Annotated in this window: 15 protein-coding genes; 4 read left to right on the top strand and 11 right to left on the bottom strand. The window is 69.8% G+C overall.

The features are described 5' to 3' along the window. Nucleotides 1-292 precede the first annotated feature (292 nt). Together ACIOHC_RS37660 and ACIOHC_RS37655 are read left to right on the top strand one after the other, a co-directional pair. Nucleotides 293-1,003 (top strand): transglycosylase SLT domain-containing protein, encoded by a 711-nt coding sequence (locus ACIOHC_RS37660; RefSeq protein WP_351085483.1) that lies wholly within the window; start codon nucleotides 293-295, stop codon nucleotides 1,001-1,003. Nucleotides 1,004-1,138: 135 nt separating this feature from the next. Next, nucleotides 1,139-2,569 carry an AI-2E family transporter gene (locus ACIOHC_RS37655; RefSeq protein ID WP_351085485.1) on the top strand — a complete coding sequence of 477 codons (1,431 nt, stop codon included), beginning with the start codon at nucleotides 1,139-1,141 and terminating at the stop codon, nucleotides 2,567-2,569. An 80-nt stretch (nucleotides 2,570-2,649) separates the two neighbouring features. Here the strand turns inward: ACIOHC_RS37655 and ACIOHC_RS37650 are convergent, their stop codons facing one another. Next, a complete protein-coding gene (locus ACIOHC_RS37650) occupies nucleotides 2,650-3,183 on the bottom strand; it encodes an alkyl hydroperoxide reductase (RefSeq protein WP_351085487.1) in 534 nt (177 codons plus the stop codon). A 12-nt stretch (nucleotides 3,184-3,195) separates the two neighbouring features. Continuing rightward, nucleotides 3,196-3,750, bottom strand: a complete 555-nt coding sequence (locus ACIOHC_RS37645) for a peroxiredoxin (protein WP_189542777.1) — start codon at nucleotides 3,748-3,750, stop codon at nucleotides 3,196-3,198. A gap of 131 nt (nucleotides 3,751-3,881) precedes the next feature. Between ACIOHC_RS37645 and ACIOHC_RS37640 the strand changes: the two genes are divergently transcribed. After that, the gene (locus ACIOHC_RS37640) at nucleotides 3,882-4,841 is read left to right on the top strand and encodes a hydrogen peroxide-inducible genes activator (protein WP_351085489.1); all 960 of its coding nucleotides are present in this window, start codon (nucleotides 3,882-3,884) and stop codon (nucleotides 4,839-4,841) included. A 62-nt stretch (nucleotides 4,842-4,903) separates the two neighbouring features. Here ACIOHC_RS37640 and ACIOHC_RS37635 read toward each other — a convergent pair whose 3' ends face one another. The 5 genes from ACIOHC_RS37635 to ACIOHC_RS37615 all read right to left on the bottom strand — a co-directional run bounded on the left by ACIOHC_RS37635 (nucleotide 4,904) and on the right by ACIOHC_RS37615 (nucleotide 9,825). Beyond that, on the bottom strand, nucleotides 4,904-7,303 hold the full coding sequence (locus tag ACIOHC_RS37635) for an FtsX-like permease family protein (RefSeq protein ID WP_401846062.1): 2,400 nt from the start codon (nucleotides 7,301-7,303) through the stop codon (nucleotides 4,904-4,906). Further along, the gene (locus ACIOHC_RS37630) at nucleotides 7,300-7,986 is read right to left on the bottom strand and encodes an ABC transporter ATP-binding protein (RefSeq protein WP_351085493.1); all 687 of its coding nucleotides are present in this window, start codon (nucleotides 7,984-7,986) and stop codon (nucleotides 7,300-7,302) included. Before ACIOHC_RS37630 ends, ACIOHC_RS37635 begins: the two co-directional genes overlap by 4 nt. Next, nucleotides 7,983-8,507: a PadR family transcriptional regulator gene (locus ACIOHC_RS37625; protein ID WP_093896792.1), complete on the bottom strand. Its 525-nt coding sequence runs from the start codon at nucleotides 8,505-8,507 to the stop codon at nucleotides 7,983-7,985. Before ACIOHC_RS37625 ends, ACIOHC_RS37630 begins: the two co-directional genes overlap by 4 nt. A 104-nt stretch (nucleotides 8,508-8,611) precedes the next feature. Beyond that, nucleotides 8,612-8,857 (bottom strand): hypothetical protein, encoded by a 246-nt coding sequence (locus ACIOHC_RS37620; protein WP_351085495.1) that lies wholly within the window; start codon nucleotides 8,855-8,857, stop codon nucleotides 8,612-8,614. Then, on the bottom strand, nucleotides 8,854-9,825 hold the full coding sequence (locus ACIOHC_RS37615) for an SPFH domain-containing protein (protein WP_351085497.1): 972 nt from the start codon (nucleotides 9,823-9,825) through the stop codon (nucleotides 8,854-8,856). The genes ACIOHC_RS37620 and ACIOHC_RS37615 overlap by 4 nt, the downstream gene beginning before the upstream one ends. A 232-nt stretch (nucleotides 9,826-10,057) precedes the next feature. Here ACIOHC_RS37615 and ACIOHC_RS37610 point away from each other — a divergent pair, with 232 nt between their 5' ends. Next, nucleotides 10,058-12,292, top strand: coding sequence for a transglycosylase domain-containing protein (locus ACIOHC_RS37610; protein WP_351085498.1), 2,235 nt, complete (start codon nucleotides 10,058-10,060; stop codon nucleotides 12,290-12,292). A gap of 74 nt (nucleotides 12,293-12,366) precedes the next feature. Here ACIOHC_RS37610 and ACIOHC_RS37605 read toward each other — a convergent pair whose 3' ends face one another. The 4 genes from ACIOHC_RS37605 to ACIOHC_RS37590 form a co-directional block, all read right to left on the bottom strand. Next, entirely contained in the window at nucleotides 12,367-13,836 is a 1,470-nt protein-coding gene (locus tag ACIOHC_RS37605; RefSeq protein WP_351079518.1) for a catalase, read from the bottom strand. A 134-nt stretch (nucleotides 13,837-13,970) separates the two neighbouring features. Then, the gene (locus ACIOHC_RS37600; RefSeq protein ID WP_351079515.1) at nucleotides 13,971-15,884 is read right to left on the bottom strand and encodes a SpoIIE family protein phosphatase; all 1,914 of its coding nucleotides are present in this window, start codon (nucleotides 15,882-15,884) and stop codon (nucleotides 13,971-13,973) included. Between the two features lie 371 nt (nucleotides 15,885-16,255). Further along, nucleotides 16,256-16,960: a DUF402 domain-containing protein gene (locus ACIOHC_RS37595; RefSeq protein WP_351079512.1), complete on the bottom strand. Its 705-nt coding sequence runs from the start codon at nucleotides 16,958-16,960 to the stop codon at nucleotides 16,256-16,258. Between the two features lie 44 nt (nucleotides 16,961-17,004). After that, complete coding sequence (locus ACIOHC_RS37590) at nucleotides 17,005-18,417, bottom strand: class II fumarate hydratase (RefSeq protein WP_351079510.1); 1,413 nt, start codon at nucleotides 18,415-18,417, stop codon at nucleotides 17,005-17,007. Nucleotides 18,418-18,454 lie beyond the last annotated feature (37 nt).

The raw sequence follows: 18,454 nt of genomic DNA, 5'->3' as shown, positions 1-18,454 counted from the left end.
AGGTGTGAGCTTTCACACGCAACGGAGAATTGCTTCCCGGTGTCACGTTCCGGCAGAGTCTTGCTTCCGTCAGGCCCCGCATACGGCACACCCGCACCTCCAGAGGTGCCACGCACCACACAACTCAACAGCCGACGTCCGTATGCCGCCCGCGAGCACCACGCGGCACTCCCTCCGGGGAGTTGCCCACCGGGCCCGTGCCTCCCGTGACCCAGGCAGTAGGGAGGCCAGCGCCAGGGGCACGATTGCGTCCGCGAGGTCACCTAAGCGGGCGATGCTGGAAGGACACCGTGTGAGCCGGATCTCGGTCCGGGGGTTCGCAGTGGCATCCGCCACTGCCGTAACCACCGTTGGCGCCGTCGTAGGCGTTGCTTCGGGCAGCACTCCCGCTGTCGACGACAACAACTTCGAGGCGACCGCAGCCGACACCACGCTGCTCGCAGACATCCCCGCGGGCCAGCAGGCCCAGGTGCAGACCGCCTCGCTGACGCAGCAGGCCGACGCCCAGGCGTCCGCGGCCGACGCTGCGGCGAAGAAGTCCGTGGAGGAAGCGGCCCGCATCCAGGCTGCCAAGGACGCCAAGTCGAAGAAGGCGGCGGCCGAGGACAAGCTGGAGCAGGAGCGCAAGGAGAAGAAGGAAAGGGACGCAGCCGAGCGCGCCAGCCGCTCCTCGGTCCGCAGCGCCTCCTCCTTCGCCACGCAGGGCTCGTACTCCGTGGCCGAAGTCCAGGCGATGGCACGGCAGATGGTTCCCGCCGACCAGTTCCAGTGCTTCAGCAACATCGTGAACCACGAGTCCACCTGGAACTACCGGGCGACCAATCCGTCCTCCGGTGCCTACGGCCTCGTCCAGGCGCTGCCCGGCTCGAAGATGTCCTCCGCCGGCGCCGACTGGCAGACCAACCCGGCCACGCAGATCAAGTGGGGCCTCAGCTACATGAATGCCAGCTATGGCAGCCCGTGCGGTGCCTGGTCCTTCTGGCAGGCCAACCACTGGTACTAGAACTTCCGAGGCCTCGGTCTCAACCTTGCGAAGCCCCTCGCTGTCCTACAGTGAGGGGCTTCGCGCGTGTACGGTCGGTCCGGACGGCTCGCCGGGGGAGCGGTGGGGAGCGAGAGCGGGGGAAGAGGAACGATCATGTCGAAACTTCCGGGGTGGCTCGGCCGGCTGGGCGCCGAACTGACCGAGCTGGGCGAGCGTCTGGAGCGGCGCCGGGCCGAGGCCGAGGCGGACGAGGTCGTGCCGACCGTGCCGCCGGTGCCCGCCGCTGTCCCCGCCGGGCCCGTACCGGCCGAGGCGCCCCGGCGTGAGGCCGTGGCCGAGCATGTGCCGCCGCCGCCCGCGTACGCCCCCTCCGTGGCCGCCCGGCCCGATCCGGTCGCGGCGATCCCCTGGGGCATGCGGGTCGCGGCCGAGGCGGGCTGGCGGCTGCTCGTCCTGGCGGGCACGCTCTGGGTGATGATGCGGGTCATCAGCGCCGTCCAGCTGGTGGTTCTGGCCTTCGTCGCCGCGCTGCTCGTCACCGCGATGCTGCAGCCGACCGTCGCCCGGCTGCGGCAGTACGGTCTGCCGCGCGGACTGGCCACCGCCGTCACCGCGATTCTGGGCTTCGTCATCATCGGGCTGGTCGGCTGGTTCGTCGTCTGGCAGGTGATGGACAACATCGACACCCTCTCCGACAAGGTGCGGACGGGTATCGACGACCTGAAGAACTGGCTGCTCGACAGCCCGTTCCATGTCACCGAGCAGCAGATCAACGATGTCGCGAAGAACCTCAGCGACACCATCGGCACCAACACCGAGCAGATAACCTCCGCCGGACTCCAGGGCGTCACCGTGATGGTGGAGTTCCTCACCGGGATGCTGCTGGCGATGTTCTCGACGCTCTTCCTGCTGTACGACGGGAAGCGGATCTGGCACTGGGTGCTGAAGCTGGTGCCCGCCCAGGCCCGGCCGGGTGTCGCGGGCGCCGGGCCACGCGCCTGGCGGACCCTGACCGCCTATGTGCGGGGCACGGTCCTGGTGGCGCTGATCGACGCCATCTTCATCGGGCTCGGAATCTGGTTCCTCAAAGTGCCGATGGCGGTGCCGCTCGCCGTGTTCATCTTCCTCTTCGCCTTCATCCCGCTGATCGGCGCGGTGGTCTCCGGAGCGCTCGCGGTGGTCGTCGCGCTGGTCACCGAGGGCGTGTTCACCGCGCTGATGGTGCTGGTCGTGGTGCTCGCGGTGCAGCAGATCGAGGGGCATGTGCTGCAGCCGTTCATCCTGGGACGCGCGGTACGGGTGCATCCGCTCGCCGTCGTCCTCTCCGTCGCCGCGGGCGGCATGATCGCGGGCATCGGCGGAGCGGTCGTCGCGGTGCCGCTGGTGGCGGTCACCAATACGGTGGTCGGCTATCTGCGGGCGTACGGACAGGAGGAGGCCCTGCGGCACGCGCCGGCCCCGCACGGGGCGACCGCGCTCGGCGTCGCGCCGACCCCCGCGCCCGGCTCGCCGCCCGAGGACATCGACCACGGCGACGACGAGGCCGTCGGGGACCGCGGCACCGAGGACGGGCCCGGCAAGTGACGCCGGACGGATGAGAAGAAGGGCCCCGGGGACGGTCGGTCGTCCTCGGGGCCCTTCTCGTGCAAGGGGTACCGCTGGTCCTACTCGGCGAGCACGGCCTCGGCTTCGAGGGTCACGCCGACCGCCTGGATCACCGAGGCGATCTTGACGGCTTCCTGAATGGTCTCACGGTCCACGCCGGCCTTGCGCAGCACCTGCTCGTGGGAGTCCAGGCACTGGCCGCAGCCGTTGATGGCGGAGACGGCGAGCGACCACAGTTCGAAGTCGGTCTTCTCCACGCCCGGGTTGCCGATGACATTCATCCGCAGCCCCGCGCGCAGCGTCCCGTACTCGGGGTCCGACAGCAGGTGCCGGGTCCGGTAGAAGACGTTGTTCATCGCCATGACGGCGGCGGCGGACTTCGCCGCGGTGTACGCCTGCGCGGAGAGGTTGGCCTTCGCCTCCGGCTCCAGCTCGCGCAGCACCTTCGGCGAGCGCGAGGCGATCGCGCACGCGAGGACGGTGCCCCACAGCTGCTGCTGCGGGAGGTCGCTGTTACCGATGACCGAACCGAGGTTCAGCTTCAGGTCCTTGGCGAAGTCCGGGACGGCGGCCTTCAGTTCGTCGAGTGCCATGTCGCTGTCAGCTCACTCGCCCGCGAGGAGCGCGACCGGGTCGAGGGTGTTCTCGCCCTTGGTCCAGTTGCACGGGCACAGCTCGTCGGTCTGCAGGGCGTCCAGGACCCGCAGGACCTCCTTGGGGTTACGGCCCACGGAACCGGCGGTCACCATCGTGAACTGGATCTCGTTGTTCTGGTCGACGATGAAGACGGCGCGCTGCGCGAAGCCGTCCTCGCCCTCGATGCCGAGGTCACGCATGAGCTCGTGCTTCGAGTCGGCCATCATCGGGAACGGCAGGTCGGTCAGGTCCGGGTGGTCCTTGCGCCAGGCGTGGTGCACGAACTCGGAGTCACCGGAGAAGCCGAGGATCTGGGCGTCACGGTCGGCGAACTCGTCGTTCAGCTTGCCGAAGGCGGCGATCTCGGTGGGGCACACGAAGGTGAAGTCCTTCGGCCACGCGAAGACGATCTTCCACTTGCCCTCGTAGGTCTTGTGGTTGATCTGCTCGAACTCCTTGCCGCTCTCCAGCGAAACACAAGCAGTCAGGTCGAACTCGGGGAACTTGTCACCGACAGTGAGCACGCGCTCTCCTTGCAGGGTTGGAATTCCCTTTTGCGGGAGTTCCTGAGGGTTGGACGAGATCCACCTTGGCACAGAGTGCATTGATAGCGGAAATAGCTACACTCGGTCGTGATGATCGGAGGTGCCTATCAGTGGCGCAGAGCAATCAGGGCAATCGAATCAAACAGCCCAGTCTGTCGCAGCTGCGTGCCTTCGCGGCCGTCGCTGAACATCTGCACTTCAGGGATGCGGCGGCGGCGATCGGGATGAGTCAGCCGGCGCTCTCCGGGGCCGTGTCGGCGCTGGAGGAGGCACTGGGTGTCCAGCTCATCGAGCGTACGACGCGCAAGGTACTGCTCTCGCCGGCCGGGGAGCGGCTCGCGGTCCGGGCCCGGGTGGTGCTGGAGGCCGTCGGCGAGCTGATGGAGGAGGCCGAGGCGGTCCGGGCGCCGTTCACCGGAGTGCTCAGACTCGGGGTGATCCCGACCGTCGCCCCGTATCTGCTGCCTACCGTGCTGCGGCTGGTCCACGGCCGCTATCCCGAACTCGACCTCCAGGTGCACGAGGAGCAGACCTCCTCGCTGCTGGAGGGGCTGGCCGCGGGCAGGCTGGACCTGCTGCTGCTCGCCGTGCCGCTCGGGGTGCCGGGCATGACCGAACTCCCGCTGTTCGACGAGGACTTCGTGCTCGTCATGGAGCGGGACCACTGGCTGGGCGGGCGCGCCGACATCCCGCGCGAGGCGCTGCGCGAACTGCCGCTGCTGCTGCTCGACGAGGGGCACTGCCTGCGCGACCAGGCGCTCGACATATGCCGGGAGGCGGGGCGCACGGAGGGGGCGCCGGTCACCACGACCGCGGCCGGGCTCTCCACGCTGGTGCAGCTGGTCGCCGGCGGGCTCGGGGTGACGCTGTTGCCGCGTACCGCGGTGACGGTGGAGACCGGCCGCAACGACGCGTTGGCCACCGGGTACTTCGCGGAACCCGCACCGTCGCGGCGGATCGCGCTGGGGATGCGGACGGGCGCGGCACGGCACGAGGAGTTCGAGGAGTTCGCGGTGGCGCTGCGGGAGGCGATGGAGACACTGCCGGTGCGGGTGACGACGGGCAGGTAGGGCGCGGGAAAGGGGTGCGGTCCCCGGTTGCGGGGACCGCACCCCTCGCGGCTACGGCGACGTCACTCCGTGCGCAGTCCGTCCGGACGCATCATGCGCCACAGCGGTGGCAGCGACACCAGGGTGACCAGCGCGATCAGCGCCGCGCCCGCCCCCGCCATCGGCAGGAACAGCCACCAGTCGGACACCTTCTTGCCGATCATGCGGACCATCACGGCCCCCAGGCCGAGACCCCCGGCGACAGCGACCGCCAGTCCGATGAGGACGGGAACGGCGGTCTGCCAGAGCACCGACCAGCCGAGCGTGGTCCGCCGGGTGCCGAAGGCGACCAGGACGGACAGCAGGCGCTTGCGCTCCCGCAACTGCTCCAGCTGCGAGACCAGCATCGCGGCGGCGATCAGCAGCAGCGTCGCGGTCCCGCCGACCTGGAGACCCCTCTGCACGCTGGCGTACTGCCGGTCGCGGACCACCGAGTTCACGGCGACGATGCGCATCCCCGGGTCGAGCTCGGCCGCCGTGTTCCGTACGTACTCGGAGACGTCCTCGACGCTCCGGTCCACCCGGATCTGCGCGTTGGTCTGGGCGTGCGGCAGGGTGGTCGGGTCGATCGCGCCGACCGTGGCCACGATGCCGAAGTGTTCCTGGCCCATCGGATCGGGGCGGGCCGGAACGGTCCGGGCGTCGGCGGGCAGGGTCCACAGCTTCGACTTCTCGCCGGGTTCCCCCACCAAGTAGTTGAGCTCGACCGGCTTGCCCTTGCGGGCCGTCCGGTCCGTCCACTCGGCCGTTTCCTTGTCCCGGGGGTGGACGACAAAGACATCGCCCTCCTTGCAGGAGCCGATCCGGGCGATCTCGCGCACGGTCGCGCAGTCGCCGACGGTCAGCGAGGTGGTGGGCTGGACGTCGTCGCCCTTGTACTTGCCGGGTTTGACGACGTACGTCTCGACCATGCCGATGACCCCGGTCACCCCCTCGGTGGCCCGGAACTTCTTGATGGTCCGCGTGGCAGCGTCGCCGGTGACGGTCTCGGAGTACGTGTAGAACTGGGCCCGTCTCGGGTCCTGTCCCGTCATCCGCTTGAAGTCGTCGCCCACCGCGGCGAACAGCATCTGCAGTGCCACGGCGCCCGCGACCGCGACCGTGATGCCGCTGACCGCGCGGGAGGCCGCGCCACTGCTCAGCTGGAGCCTGCGGGTGGCGAGCTGCCAGGGCACCGGACCGCCGTGCAACCGGTTCACGCACGCCTGGACCAGCCACGGCAGCAGCAGGGCGAGCCCGACGAGCACGAGCACGGAGCCGCCCGCGACCGGATACGGGTTCACATCGGTGTCCGTCTTGCCGGACAGCACGAGCACCGCCAGGCCCGCGACCGGAACCAGCAGGCGCCACCAGATCCGGCGCCTGCGGTTGCGGCCGCTGCGCACGACTCCGAGCGGTTCGATGACCACCGAACGCAGGGCGACCAGCGTGACCAGGACCGCCGCCACCGGAACCGCGACCACGATCAGCGCCGCCAGCCAGACGTCGGGGACCAGGTCCGCCGGGAACGCGCTGACGTCCCACACCTCGACGGAGCCCATGAACTGACGCCCCACCAGGAAGAAGGCCAGGCCGGCCAGCAGTCCGAGCACCGCCCCGAAGAACGCCTCGCCGGCCGCGATCCGACGGGTCATCCGGATGTCCGCACCGACCAGACGCAGCGCGGCGAGCCTGCGGTCGCGCCGCTCGCCGCCGAACCGCACGGCCGTCGCGATGAAGATCATGACCGGCATCAGCAGGACGACGCAGATCATGATGGTCAGCACGACGAGGATCGGCGACATGGGATCGGACGGGCCCGGGTCGCCGTAACCGGCGATCCGGTGGCCGCCGTTGGCGGGAGTCAGTGTGTCGCTGCCCGCGTAGAAGAACAGCTCTCCCGGAGCGATCAGGCCGGAGTCGGCGATCGTGCCAATGATCCGGTACGACAGCCGCTCCCTGAGGAGGCTGCCTTCCGAGGAATCGAGCAGCTTCTTCAGAGCGGGGGAGACCACCATCTCGTTCGCGCCGGGGAAACGCGCGACACCCGGCGGGACGACCGGACGCGTACCGTCCGCACGCATCAGGTAGCCCCCGACGACCCGGACGCGGTACTCGGTCTCCACGTTGATGCGGAGCACCGAGGTGTCGGTCTTCTCGGCCCAGGCGTCGGGCGACTCGGAGATCTTGGTCTCGGAGCGGGCCTGGTCGCGCGCGGAACGGTGGTCGAGCAGATTCGGCACGGAGGCGGCGACCAGCAGCAGCGCCACGCCGAGGCCGACGCCGACGGCGGTCAGCAGGGTGCGGATCCAGCCCTCGCGTCCGCCGGACGCGGCGAACCGGACACCGAGGCCGAGGTCGCGCAGCAGGGCGGCGAGGCCGGTGGGTCCGGTGGCCCGGGGCGGCGCGTCGACCGGGACGTTCTTGTGGTCGAGCAGAGTCATACCGCGTGCTCCAGGTCGCGTGCCCGGCCGTCGCGCACGGTGACGTCGCGGTCGGAGTAGGCGGCGACGCGGGCCTCGTGGGTCACCAGGACCACGGCGGCATTGGTGGACCGGGCCGCCTCGGTGAGCAGCTCCATGACCCGCTCGCCGTTGAGGGAGTCCAGGGCGCCGGTCGGCTCGTCGGCGAAGATCACCTTCGGGGAGGCGGCCAGTGCACGGGCCACCGCGACCCGCTGGCCCTGGCCGCCGGAGACCTCGCCGGGGCGTTTGGCGGCGACGGTGTCGACCTCCAGACGCTCCAGCCAGTGGCGGGCGGTGGCTTCGGCGGCCTTGCGCTTCGTGCCGCTCAGGCGGAGCGGCAGGGCGACGTTCTCCACGCAGGTCAGCTCCGGGACGAGCTGGCCGAACTGGAAGACGAAGCCGAACTCGTTGCGGCGCAGGGCGCTGCGTTCGGCGTCGGACATCGCGGAGAGCTCGCGGCCCGCGTAGGTGATCGTGCCGCTGTCCGGGGTGACGATCCCGGCGAGGCAGTGCAGCAGGGTCGACTTGCCGGAGCCGGACGGGCCCATCACGGCGACGACCTCGCCGGGGTGGATGGAGAACGAGGCACCGTCGAGCGCGGGGGTCGATCCGTACGACTTGTACAGGTTGTCGGCGCTGAGCAGGGAGCCGGTGGGGTTCACGCGCGTACCTCCGCGGCGAGTCGGTCCAGCCGGGCGGCGGTCAGTTCCAGCCAGCGCAGATCGGCTTCGAGGTGGAAGAGCGCGTGGTCGCAGATCAGCTGATCGGCGAGGTCGCCCTGGCGCTTGCGGTCGGTGAGGATGCGCATGAGGCGCAGGTGCTCGGCGCGCTGGGTGTCCAGCAGGGCCTCGGCGCTCCGGCCGGTGAGCAGAGCCAGGACGACCTTGGTGTAGAGCGTCGACTGGAGGTACGGCTCGGGCTTCTCCGGCTGTGCGAGCCAGGTGGCGACATCGGTGATGCCCGCCTCGGTGATCGCGTACCGCTTGCGCTCGGGGCCGCCGCCGCTCTCGACGCCGTCGACCTCGACGAGGCCGTTCTTGAGCAGCCGGGACATGGTCGAGTAGACCTGCCCGTAGTGCAGGGGGCGGTCGTGACCGAACTTCTCGTCGAACGTCCGCTTGAGGTCGTAGCCGTGGCGGGGGCCGGACTCCAGGAGCCCGAGCAGGGTGTGGCCGATAGACATGCCGAGCACTATACACGGTGTGTATACCTCGGGTGTATACCTGGGGTGCCGGACCGGGGAGGGCTCGCGCGCCCTCCCCGGTCCGTCCCTTCGCCCCCCGGGCCTCAGTCGCCGGGCGGGTTCGGCCCCCCCTTCGGCGGGCGCCCCCTGCGGGGGATCGGGCGGGCCGCGCCCGGCAGGCGGCCCGCCTCCGCCAGTGCCCTGCGCAGCAGGAACTCGATCTGTGCGTTCGCGCTGCGCAGCTCGTCGGAGGCCCAGCGGGCCAGCGCATCGTGGACCGCGGGGTCGAGCCGCAGCAGCATCTGCTTGCGCCGCGGCGAGGGCCTGCGCCCGGGGGTCTCTTCCGTCACTGGTAAAGAGTGCCCGTATTGAGGACCGGCTGCGCCGCGCGGTCACCGCACAGCACCACCATCAGGTTGCTGACCATGGCCGCCTTCCGTTCCGAGTCCAGTTCGACGATGTCCTGCTCGGCGATCCGGGTCAGCGCCATCTCGACCATGCCGACCGCGCCCTCGACGATCTGCTGCCGGGCCGCGACCACCGCGCCGGCCTGCTGGCGCTGGAGCATCGCGGAGGCGATCTCGGGGGCGTACGCGAGGTGGCTGAAGCGCGATTCGATGATCCGTACACCGGCGGCCTGCACCCGGGCGGTGAGCTCCACGGCCAGTTTCTCGGTGATCTCCTCCGCGTTGCCGCGCAGCGAGAGGCCACCCTCCTCGTGGGCGTCGTACGGGTACTCGATCGCGATGTGCCGGACGGCCGCCTCGGTCTGGGTGGCGACGAACTCCAGGAAGTCGTCGACCTCGAAGAGTGCCTGCGCGGTGTCCTCGACCTTCCAGACGACGATCGCGGCGAGTTCGATCGGGTTGCCGTAGGCGTCGTTGACCTTCAGGACGGCGGTCTCGTGGTTGCGGACCCGGGTGGATATCTTCCGGCTGCTGGTGAGCGGATTGATCCAGCGCAGCCCGTCGGTGCGGATCGTGCCGACGTACCGGCCGAAGAGCTGGATCACCCGCGCCTCGCCCGGTGCGACCATCTTCACACCCGTCATGCAGAAGAAGGAGGCGATGGCGAGCAGGATCCCGAAGATGCACACCGGGACGCCCACGCCGTTGTTCCCGTTCGAGCCGATGACGCCGCCGACGATCGCGAGCCCGATGCCGGCGATCACTCCGACCACGGTCAGCAGCAGGCCGAGACCGCCCGGGATGCTGTGCGCCGTCACCTCTCTCACCTGCGATTCAGGCATCTGAGGGGCATCGGGTGCGAGGGCGGCGGTCAAAGTGGACGCCTCGTACGGATTGCCGTGGTCGGACATGGGATCCCCCGTTTCGGAAGGCCGGCAGCGACTGATTCGGTGCTAGCAATGTGATTACACATTACCTGTCTTCGCAACCTTGAGCGCCTCTGGGGAGTCGGTTCCCTACAGAGCGGGTGCTGATTGTCACGTCCGGAAAAGGCCACATCGCTTGCTTTTCGTCCTTGCCGACGGTGTTAGCTGGCTGGGCTGAGCTGATCTGGTCGAGCAGAGAAACAGGAGCAAAACAGCGATGGGTCGAGCGGATGCGCGACGAGCCCAGCAGCGCGGAGCGCGGCGGGCCCAGAAGAGCGGCGGCATACGCAGACTCTTCACCTGGCGGAAGATGCTGGGCGCCTTCTTCGTCTTCTGCCTGCTGATCATGGGCGCCTTCGTGGCGCTCTACATGTACGTGGACATACCGAAGGCCAACGCACTGGCCGAGCGGCAGAGCAACGTCTACAAGTACAGCGACGGCTCCGTGCTGGCCCGGACCGGCGACGGGGTCAATCGCCAGAACGTGGATCTCGCCGAGGTCCCCAAGGACGTGCAGCACACCTTCGTCGCCGCCGAGAACAAGTCCTTCTACCAGGACAAGGGCGTCGACCTGAAGGGCACCGCGCGCGGCATCCTGAACACCCTCACCGGCAAGGGCAAGCAGGGTGGCTCGACCATCACCCAGCAGTACGTGAAGAACTACTACCTGACCCAGGACCCGACGGTCAGCCGCAAGCTCAAAGAGCTGGTCATCTCCCTCAAGGTCGACCAGAAGTACGAGAAGAGCGACATCCTCGCCGGATACATCAACACCTCGTACTACGGCCGCGGCGCCAGCGGGATCCAGGCCGCGGCGCAGGCCTACTACGGGGTCGACGCCAAGGACCTCGACGTCTCCCAGGGCGCCTATCTGGCCGCGCTGCTCCAGGCTCCCAGCCAGTACGACTGGGCGGTCGCGTCACCGACCGGCAAGAAGCTCGTCAAGGAGCGCTGGGGCTACACGCTCGACAACATGGTCGAGAAGCACTGGCTCGACAAGGCCAAGCGCGACACCCTGAAGTTCCCCGTCCCGGAGAAGCCCAAGCCCGCCCCCGGCATGGAGGGCCAGACCGGTTACCTCGTCGATGCCGCCAACAAGGAGCTGGACAAGCAGGGCATCACGGAAGACGTGCGGCGGGCCGGCGGCTGGACCTTCACGCTCAACATCGACGAGAAGCGGCAGAAGGAGCTGGAGAAGTCGGTCGACCGGCAGCTGGAGTCCAAGCTGGACCGCAAGGGCAACAAGGTCGACGCGACCGTCCAGGCGGGTGCCACCTCCGTCGATCCGAAGACCGGCGCCGTCGTCGCGCTCTACGGCGGAGTGGACTACGTCAAGCACTACGTGTCCAACGCCACGCGCCGGGACTACCAGCCCGCCTCCACCTTCAAGCCGCTGGTCCTCGCCTCCGCGCTGGAGAACGAGTCGAAGACCCAGGACGGCGACCTGATCGGCGTCAACACCCGCTACGACGGCACCAGCAAGCGGCCCGTCGTGGGCAGCGACACGCCCTTCAGCCCGGAGAACGAGGACAACCAGAGCTACGGCGACGTCACCGTGCAGACCGCGATGAACAAGTCGATCAACTCGGTCTTCGCGCAGATGGTCGTCGACGTCGGCCCCGCCGCGGTGAAGAAGACCGCGCTGGCGCTCGGTCTGCCCGATCAGAACTTCCCCGAGCGCCCCGCCATCACGCTCGGCACGATGAACGCCTCGACCTGGGACATGGCGGGCGCGTACGCCACGCTCGACAACCACGGCAAGAAGGTCACCCCGTTCATCGTGAAGTCCGCCATCCACCGCGACCGGACGGTCGAGCCGGTCAAGGGCATCGGCGACCAGGTGATCAGCCGCAAGTCCGCCGACACCGTGACCTCCGTCCTGCAGGGCGTCGTGAAGAGCGGTTCCGGCCAGGCGGCCAACACCTCGGCCTACGAGGCGGCCGGCAAGACGGGCACCTCCGAGAACAACAAGTCCGCCCTGTTCGCGGGCTACACCCCGGACCTCACCACGGTCGTCGCGCTCTTCGGTGAATCCCCCAAGGGCGGCACCCAGGTCAGCCTGACCGGCACCGCGAACTCCGGCCGGGCCAACGGTGGTGGCTTCCCGGCGGAGATCTGGGCGGACTACACCCTCGGCGCGCTGAACGGCGGCTCCAGCAACCAGTTCGACCTGCAGGACGTCGAGCGCGGCCAGGCCACCGTGCCGAACACCCCGTCGAACACCCCCTCGGCACCGGAGAGCCCCACGCAGCCCCCGTCCCAGGAGCCGAGCCGGCCGGCGCAGAGCCCGAGCGACGGGCCCAGCCAGCCGACCAGCCAGTCGCCGGAGCCGCCGCCGAGCCAGACCCCGGATGTGCCGCCGAGCCAGACCCCGGATGTGCCGGGCGACGGAGGGGACCCCGGCCGGCCGGGCAACAGCAACAACGTGGCGAACAACCCGCCCGGCCAGTGAGGTCGTGAGGTCATGGGTGAGGGGCGTTGCCGGCCGGCAACGCCCCTCACCCATGACCGCCGCGTACGACGGTGTCAGCCGCCGTTGACCTTCTTGGCGATCCGGTCGCCGAGGTCCTTGTCCACGTTGCGCCAGTACTGCAGCGCCCGCTCCAGGACCGGGGCGCTCACCCCGTCCAGCAGGTGGCCGGAAATGTTCGACACCAGCCGGTCGCGGGCCGCGTCGTCCAGGACCTTGCGCACCATCGTGCCCGCCTGGCCCCAGTCGTCGTCCTCGCTGTGCAGCTTGTACGCCTCGTGCACCATCTCGCCCGCCGTGGCCCAGCCCGCCGGGTCGCCGAAGCGCTCGGTGTCCGCGGCCGGACCGCCGTACGAATTCGGCGCGTAGACCGCTCCCGTACGCGTCGGCTCGTACCGCATGGGACCGTCCTTGGCGTACGAGTTCCGGCCGAACCGCGGACGGTTCGGGGGCAGCTGCGCGTAGTTCGGGCCGATCCGGTACCGGTGGGTGTCCGGGTACGAGAAGAGCCGGCCGAGCAGCATCTTGTCGGGCGACGGACCGATGCCGGGCACCAGGTTCGACGGCTCGAAGGAAGCCTGCTCGATGTGGACGAAGAAGTCCTCCGGGTTCTCGTTGAGCGTCATCCGGCCGACTTCGATCTCCGGGTAGTCGCCGTGCGGCCACACCTTCGTGAGGTCGAACGGGTTGAACCGGTAGTCCGGCGCGTCGTCGAACGGCATGATCTGGACATACAGCGTCCAGCTCGGATGGTCTCCCCGCTTGATCGACTCGAACAGGTCGCGGCGGTGGACATCGCCGTCGACGCCGGCCATCTCGTCGGCCTCGGCCTGCGGGTAGAAGTCGATGCCCTGGTCGGTCTTGAAGCGGTACTTGACCCAGAACCGCTCGCCGCCCGCGTTCACCCACATATAGGTGTGCGAGCTGTAGCCGTTCATGTGGCGGTACGTCTTCGGGATGCCCCGGTCGCCCATCAACCACGTCACCATGTGGGCGGACTCGGGGGACAGCGTCCAGAAGTCCCATTGCATGTCGTGGTCGCGCACCGCGCTGTCCGGACGGCGCTTCTGCGAACGGATGAAGTCCTGGAACTTCATCGGGTCGCGTACGAAGAAGATCGGCGTGTTGTTGCCGACCATGTCGTAGTTGCCGTGCTCCGTGTAGAACTTCAGGGCGAACCCACGGGGGTCGCGCCAGGTGTCGGGGGAGCCCTGTTCACCGGCGACCGTGGAGAAGCGGGCGAGCATGGCGGTCTGCTTGCCCGGCTGGAAGAGGTCGGCCTTGGTGAACTGGCTGACGTCGTTGGTCACCTTGAAAACGCCGTAGGCACCGGAGCCCTTGGCGTGAACCACTCGTTCGGGGACCCGTTCACGGTTGAACTGGGCCATCTTCTCGATGAGGTAGTGGTCCTGGAGCAGGATCGGTCCGTCGGATCCGACGGTGAGCGAGTGTTCATCGCTCTCCACCGGGATTCCGGCGTTGTTCGTGGTGTAGGGGGTGTTCTTGGTCTTCGTTTCCTCGGGCACGAGCGTCCTCCCGTCGGTGGGGGTTTCGGTCAGGTCGCCTCGTTCACGACTGAAGTCAACTCCGCCGACAGGAGGTCGGCAACATTTGGCTACCGTCCGTGCAGGGCTCTCGCACGCGCCCCGCGCAGACCCTCCTACTGGCCCCGGGTCGGCATCTCGAACCAGACCACCTTGCCGGTCGACAGACGCGTCGCGCCCCACCGTCTGGCCATCCGGTTGACGAGGAACAGACCCCGGCCCCCCTCGTCCATGTCCCGGGCCCGGCGCTGCCGGGGCAGCTGCGGGGCGTCGTCGCCGACCTCGCAGCGCAGCAGGTCGGTACGGAGCAGCCGCAGCGTCACCGGCCGCTCCGCATACCGCACGGCATTGGTCACCACCTCGCTGACCAGCAGCTCCACCGAGTCGGAGAGCTCGTCGAGCCCCCATCGGCTCAGGGCCCGCCGGGCCAGCCTGCGGGCCCGGCCCGGCGCGGTCTCCTCCGGTTCAAGGTGCCAGTACGCGACATCGCTCGGCGCGATCCCGTCGAACCGGGCAGCGAGCAGCGCGATGTCGTCGTCCCGGTCACCGGGGCCGAGCATGTCCAGGACGTCGTCGCACAGGGCCTCCAGCGGTGGCGAGTGGTCCGGGCCGGTCAGCCGGGCGGTGGCGGCGAGCCGTTCGCGCAGCATCTCGATCCCGGTCCAGACGTCCCGCAGCCGGGACTCCACCAGACCGTCGGTGTACAGCAGCAGCGTGGCGCCCGCCGGCGCGTCCAGCTCGACGGCCTCGAAGTCCACACCGCCCACGCCGATCGGGGCGCCCGCCGGCACCCGCAGTACCTCCGCACGGCCGCCCAGGTGGAGCAGCACGGGCGGCGGATGCCCGGCGTTGGCGATCGTGATGCGGTGCGCGACGGGGTCGTACACCGCGTACAGGCAGGTCGCCATGCGGTCGCTGCCGAGCCGCTGCGCCTGCTCGTCGAGATGGTGCAGCACCTCCTGCGGCGGCAGGTCGAGCTGGGCCAGGGTCTGGGCGGTGGTGCGCAGCTGGCCCATGATCGCCGCGGACGTCATGGAGTGGCCCATGACGTCGCCGACGACCAGGGCCACCCTGCTGCCGGGCAGCGGGATCGCGTCGTACCAGTCGCCGCCGACCCGGGCCGTCTCGGCGGCCGGGAGGTAGCGGGAGGCGAGCCGCACGCCGGTCGGCTGCGGCAGCGAGTCGGGCAGCATGGTGCGCTGCAGCTCGTCGGCGATGTACGCCTCGCGCCCGTACAGCACGGCCTTGTCGATGCCGAGCGCGGTGTGCGTCGCCAGCTGCGCCGCGACCAGCAGGTCGTTGGCCTCGAAGGACGGCCGCTCGGTGCCGCGCAGGAAGACGGCGGCGCCGATCACCCGCCGTCGGCCGCGCAGCGGGGCGAGGATCGCGCGGTGCCCGGTGGGTACGGCCCGTCCGGCGCCGAGCAGTTCGGGCAGCGCGGCGCGGGCTGCCGCGGAGTCCCCGAAGACCGGCCGCACACCGCGCAGCACCTCGGCGAGCGCGCCGCCCGAGCGGACCTCGCACAGTTCGGCCGCCGGGGGCATGTCGCCGTGCGGGTCGAGGGCGGGCAGCCGCAGGCGCTCGATCTCCGACGGGGTCTCGGTCTCGTCCTCGTTCAGGCGCAGCCGGTCCGACCGGCGCAGCCGCAGCACGAACGGGGAGACCGGCCGCTCGTCACCGACCGGGAGCGGGTCGCGGAGGTAGACCAGTATGGCGTCGGAGAACGTCGGCACACTGGCCCGGCACAGACCCAGCACGATCTCGTCCAGGTCTATGCCGCGGGCGATCCGCCGGGTGGCGGCCCCCACGAAACGCAGCCGGTCGCCCTCGCGACGGGCCGCGGCCTGTGGGTCGAGTCCCGCGGGGGCCGCCTGACTCGCTCCCGCGCCCGGCGCCGTGGCCGGGCCGGGGATCGCTGCGGTGGCAGGGGAAGCGGCCGGCGCGGCATCCTGCTGCCGCGGCCGGGCGCGTTCCTGCGACCGGGCGGCGAGAGGCTGCCGGCCTTCGTGGGAGGTGGGGTGCTCCGTCACGCGTGGGGTTCCGTCCGTCCGGGCCGGTTGTATGAGGCAATCACCTCGTGGGGCGCTACTGTGCCCCGGCGAGAGCGGCGATAACAACGGCTGTCACCGGATGCCCCCGAACGAGGGGCCGAAACCGGATGCCCGCAGGGCGGCTCGGTGACAACGTTTCCGGCGACGGGGCGAGCGACAGCGAGCACGTCTCCACCCCCTCGTAGTGGCTCAGGCGATTCATACGACTGATGTGGCTCATACAGCTCATGCAGTGCGTGGTGCTCGTGCGGTGACTTGTGATCAGGTCCGGTGCGGTGTCCGTCGGTTGGGGCGGAGGTGCGCTCCGGAGGACGATCCTACGTTTGCCCCCCTGGGGTGCGACAAGGGTCTCATGACGCCATGCGCGAGGGGGTACGGTCCCAGTCATCCGGGAGTGCCGGAACCCGCCAGCGCGGATCGGGCCGCCAGTCCTCCCAGCCGTCCCGGAACGGCGCGCCCCAGTCCTGGATGACTTCGACGGCCGCGCGGCCCGCCTCCCGCACCCGCCGCGCGGTCCGCGGGGCCATCAGACCGACCCGCTGCGCCTGGGCGAACTCGTCCTCGTCGCGCCAGACCCAGCTGCGGTCCGGGTAGACGGAGATGTCGAGAAAGTGATCCTCGGAATCGGTGCCGCCCGCCCAGCGGGTGCGCGGTTCCTCCAGGTTCACGTACCAGCTGCGGAACTGCCAGCCGGTTTCCCAGAAGAGCCAGACCGACCAGGGTTCACCGGGACGGGCGAGCTTGAGGACGCCGTTGCCGAGCCAGGGCGCGCGGGCGGTGGTGCGCGGGGCGGTGTAGCGGGTGGCGAGCGGCTCGTCGTGCACCTCGGTGCCGTTCGCCAGCACCGGCTTCACGCACTCGGTGCCGGGCGCCACCCACACGGCGAGCAGCTCGTCGGTGTCCTGGACGACAGTGACGGGACGGCAGATGTGCACCGGGTCCGGGTCGTGCTCCGGCGCGGCGTCCCGTGGTCGCGGGACGTTTCCGCGGTAGCGCCACAGGATGTGATCGCCCGGCGCCCAGTGCTCGATGTGTCCGTTGTCCGTACCTGCCATGGGCAGATCTTAGGGATGCCGCGGACCCGTTGCCGCGACGCGTGTCACGGGCGGGTCATGCGCAACACGTCCAGTGCCTCGTCGAGCTGCTCCACCGTGAGGTCGCCGCGCTCGACGTATCCCGATTCCAGCACCACCTCGCGGATCGTCCTCCGCTCGGCCAGCGACCTCTTGGCGACCTTCGCCGCCTCCTCGTAACCGATGTACTTGTTCAGCGGGGTGACGACGGACGGCGAGGACTCCGCGTACTCCCTGGCGCGCTCGACGTTCGCGGTGATGCCGTCGACCGTGCGGTCCGCGAGCAGCCGGGAGACGTTGGCCAGCAGCCGCACCGACTCCAGCAGGTTCTTCGCGATGACCGGCAGCATCACATTCAGCTCGAAATTGCCCGCCGCACCCGCGACGGCGACCGTCGCGTCGTTCCCCATCACCTGGGCCGCGACCATCAGGACGGCCTCGGGAATGACCGGATTCACCTTCCCGGGCATGATCGACGAGCCGGGCTGGAGGTCGGGAAGGCTGATCTCGGCCAGACCGGTGCGCGGTCCGGACGCCATCCAGCGCAGATCGTTGGAGATCTTGGTGAGCGAGACGGCGAGCGTGCGGAGCTGGCCGGACGTCTCCACGAGCCCGTCCCGGGCGCCCTGCGCCTCGAAGTGGTCCCTGGCCTCGGTGAGCGGCAGTCCGGTGGCACGGGCGACCTCGGCGATGACGGCGGCCGAGAAGCCGGGCGGGGTGTTGATGCCGGTGCCGACGGCCGTGCCGCCCAGCGGCAGCTCGGCGAGGCGGGGAAGGGAGGCGCGCAGTCGCTCGATCCCGTACCGGATCTGCGCCGCGTAGCCCCCGAACTCCTGGCCCAGGGTGACGGGCGTGGCGTCCATCAGATGCGTACGCCCCGACTTCACGACCGTCGCGAACTCGGCGGACTTGCGCTCCAGGGCGGCCGCCAGGTGGTCCAGCGCCGGGATCAGCTCACCGGTGACGGCCGCGGTCGCGGCGATGTGGATGGACGACGGGAAGACGTCGTTGGACGACTGCGAGGCGTTGACGTGGTCGTTGGGGTGGACCTCGCGGCCCAGGCGCTCGGTGGCGAGAGTGGCCACGACCTCATTGGTGTTCATGTTGGACGAGGTGCCGGACCCGGTCTGGAAGACATCGATCGGGAAGTGGGCGTCCCAGCGCCCCTCGGCGACCTCCTCGGCGGCGCCCTGGATGGCCAGGGCGATGTCCGGGTCGAGCACCTTCAGCTCGGCGTTCACCTTGGCGGCGGCCGCCTTGATCCGGGCCAGGGCCTCGATGTGGGCCCGCTCCAGGCGCTGTCCGGAGATCGGGAAGTTCTCCACCGCGCGCTGCGTCTGGGCGCGCCACCTGGCGTCCGCGGGCACCCTCACCTCGCCCATCGAATCGTGCTCGATGCGGAAATCCGTGCCGTCCGCGGGGGCCTGTGACTCGTCCATGGGTGCAACCTCCTGAAAAAGTTGAGCACTTGTCTTG

Origin of the sequence: Streptomyces sp. NPDC088252, assembly GCF_044740965.1 — a bacterium.
In the GTDB taxonomy this organism is placed as follows: Bacteria; Actinomycetota; Actinomycetes; order Streptomycetales; family Streptomycetaceae; genus Streptomyces.
The sequence above is the reverse complement of the archived record's forward strand: the minus strand, read 5'-3'. Positions and strand labels throughout refer to the sequence as shown.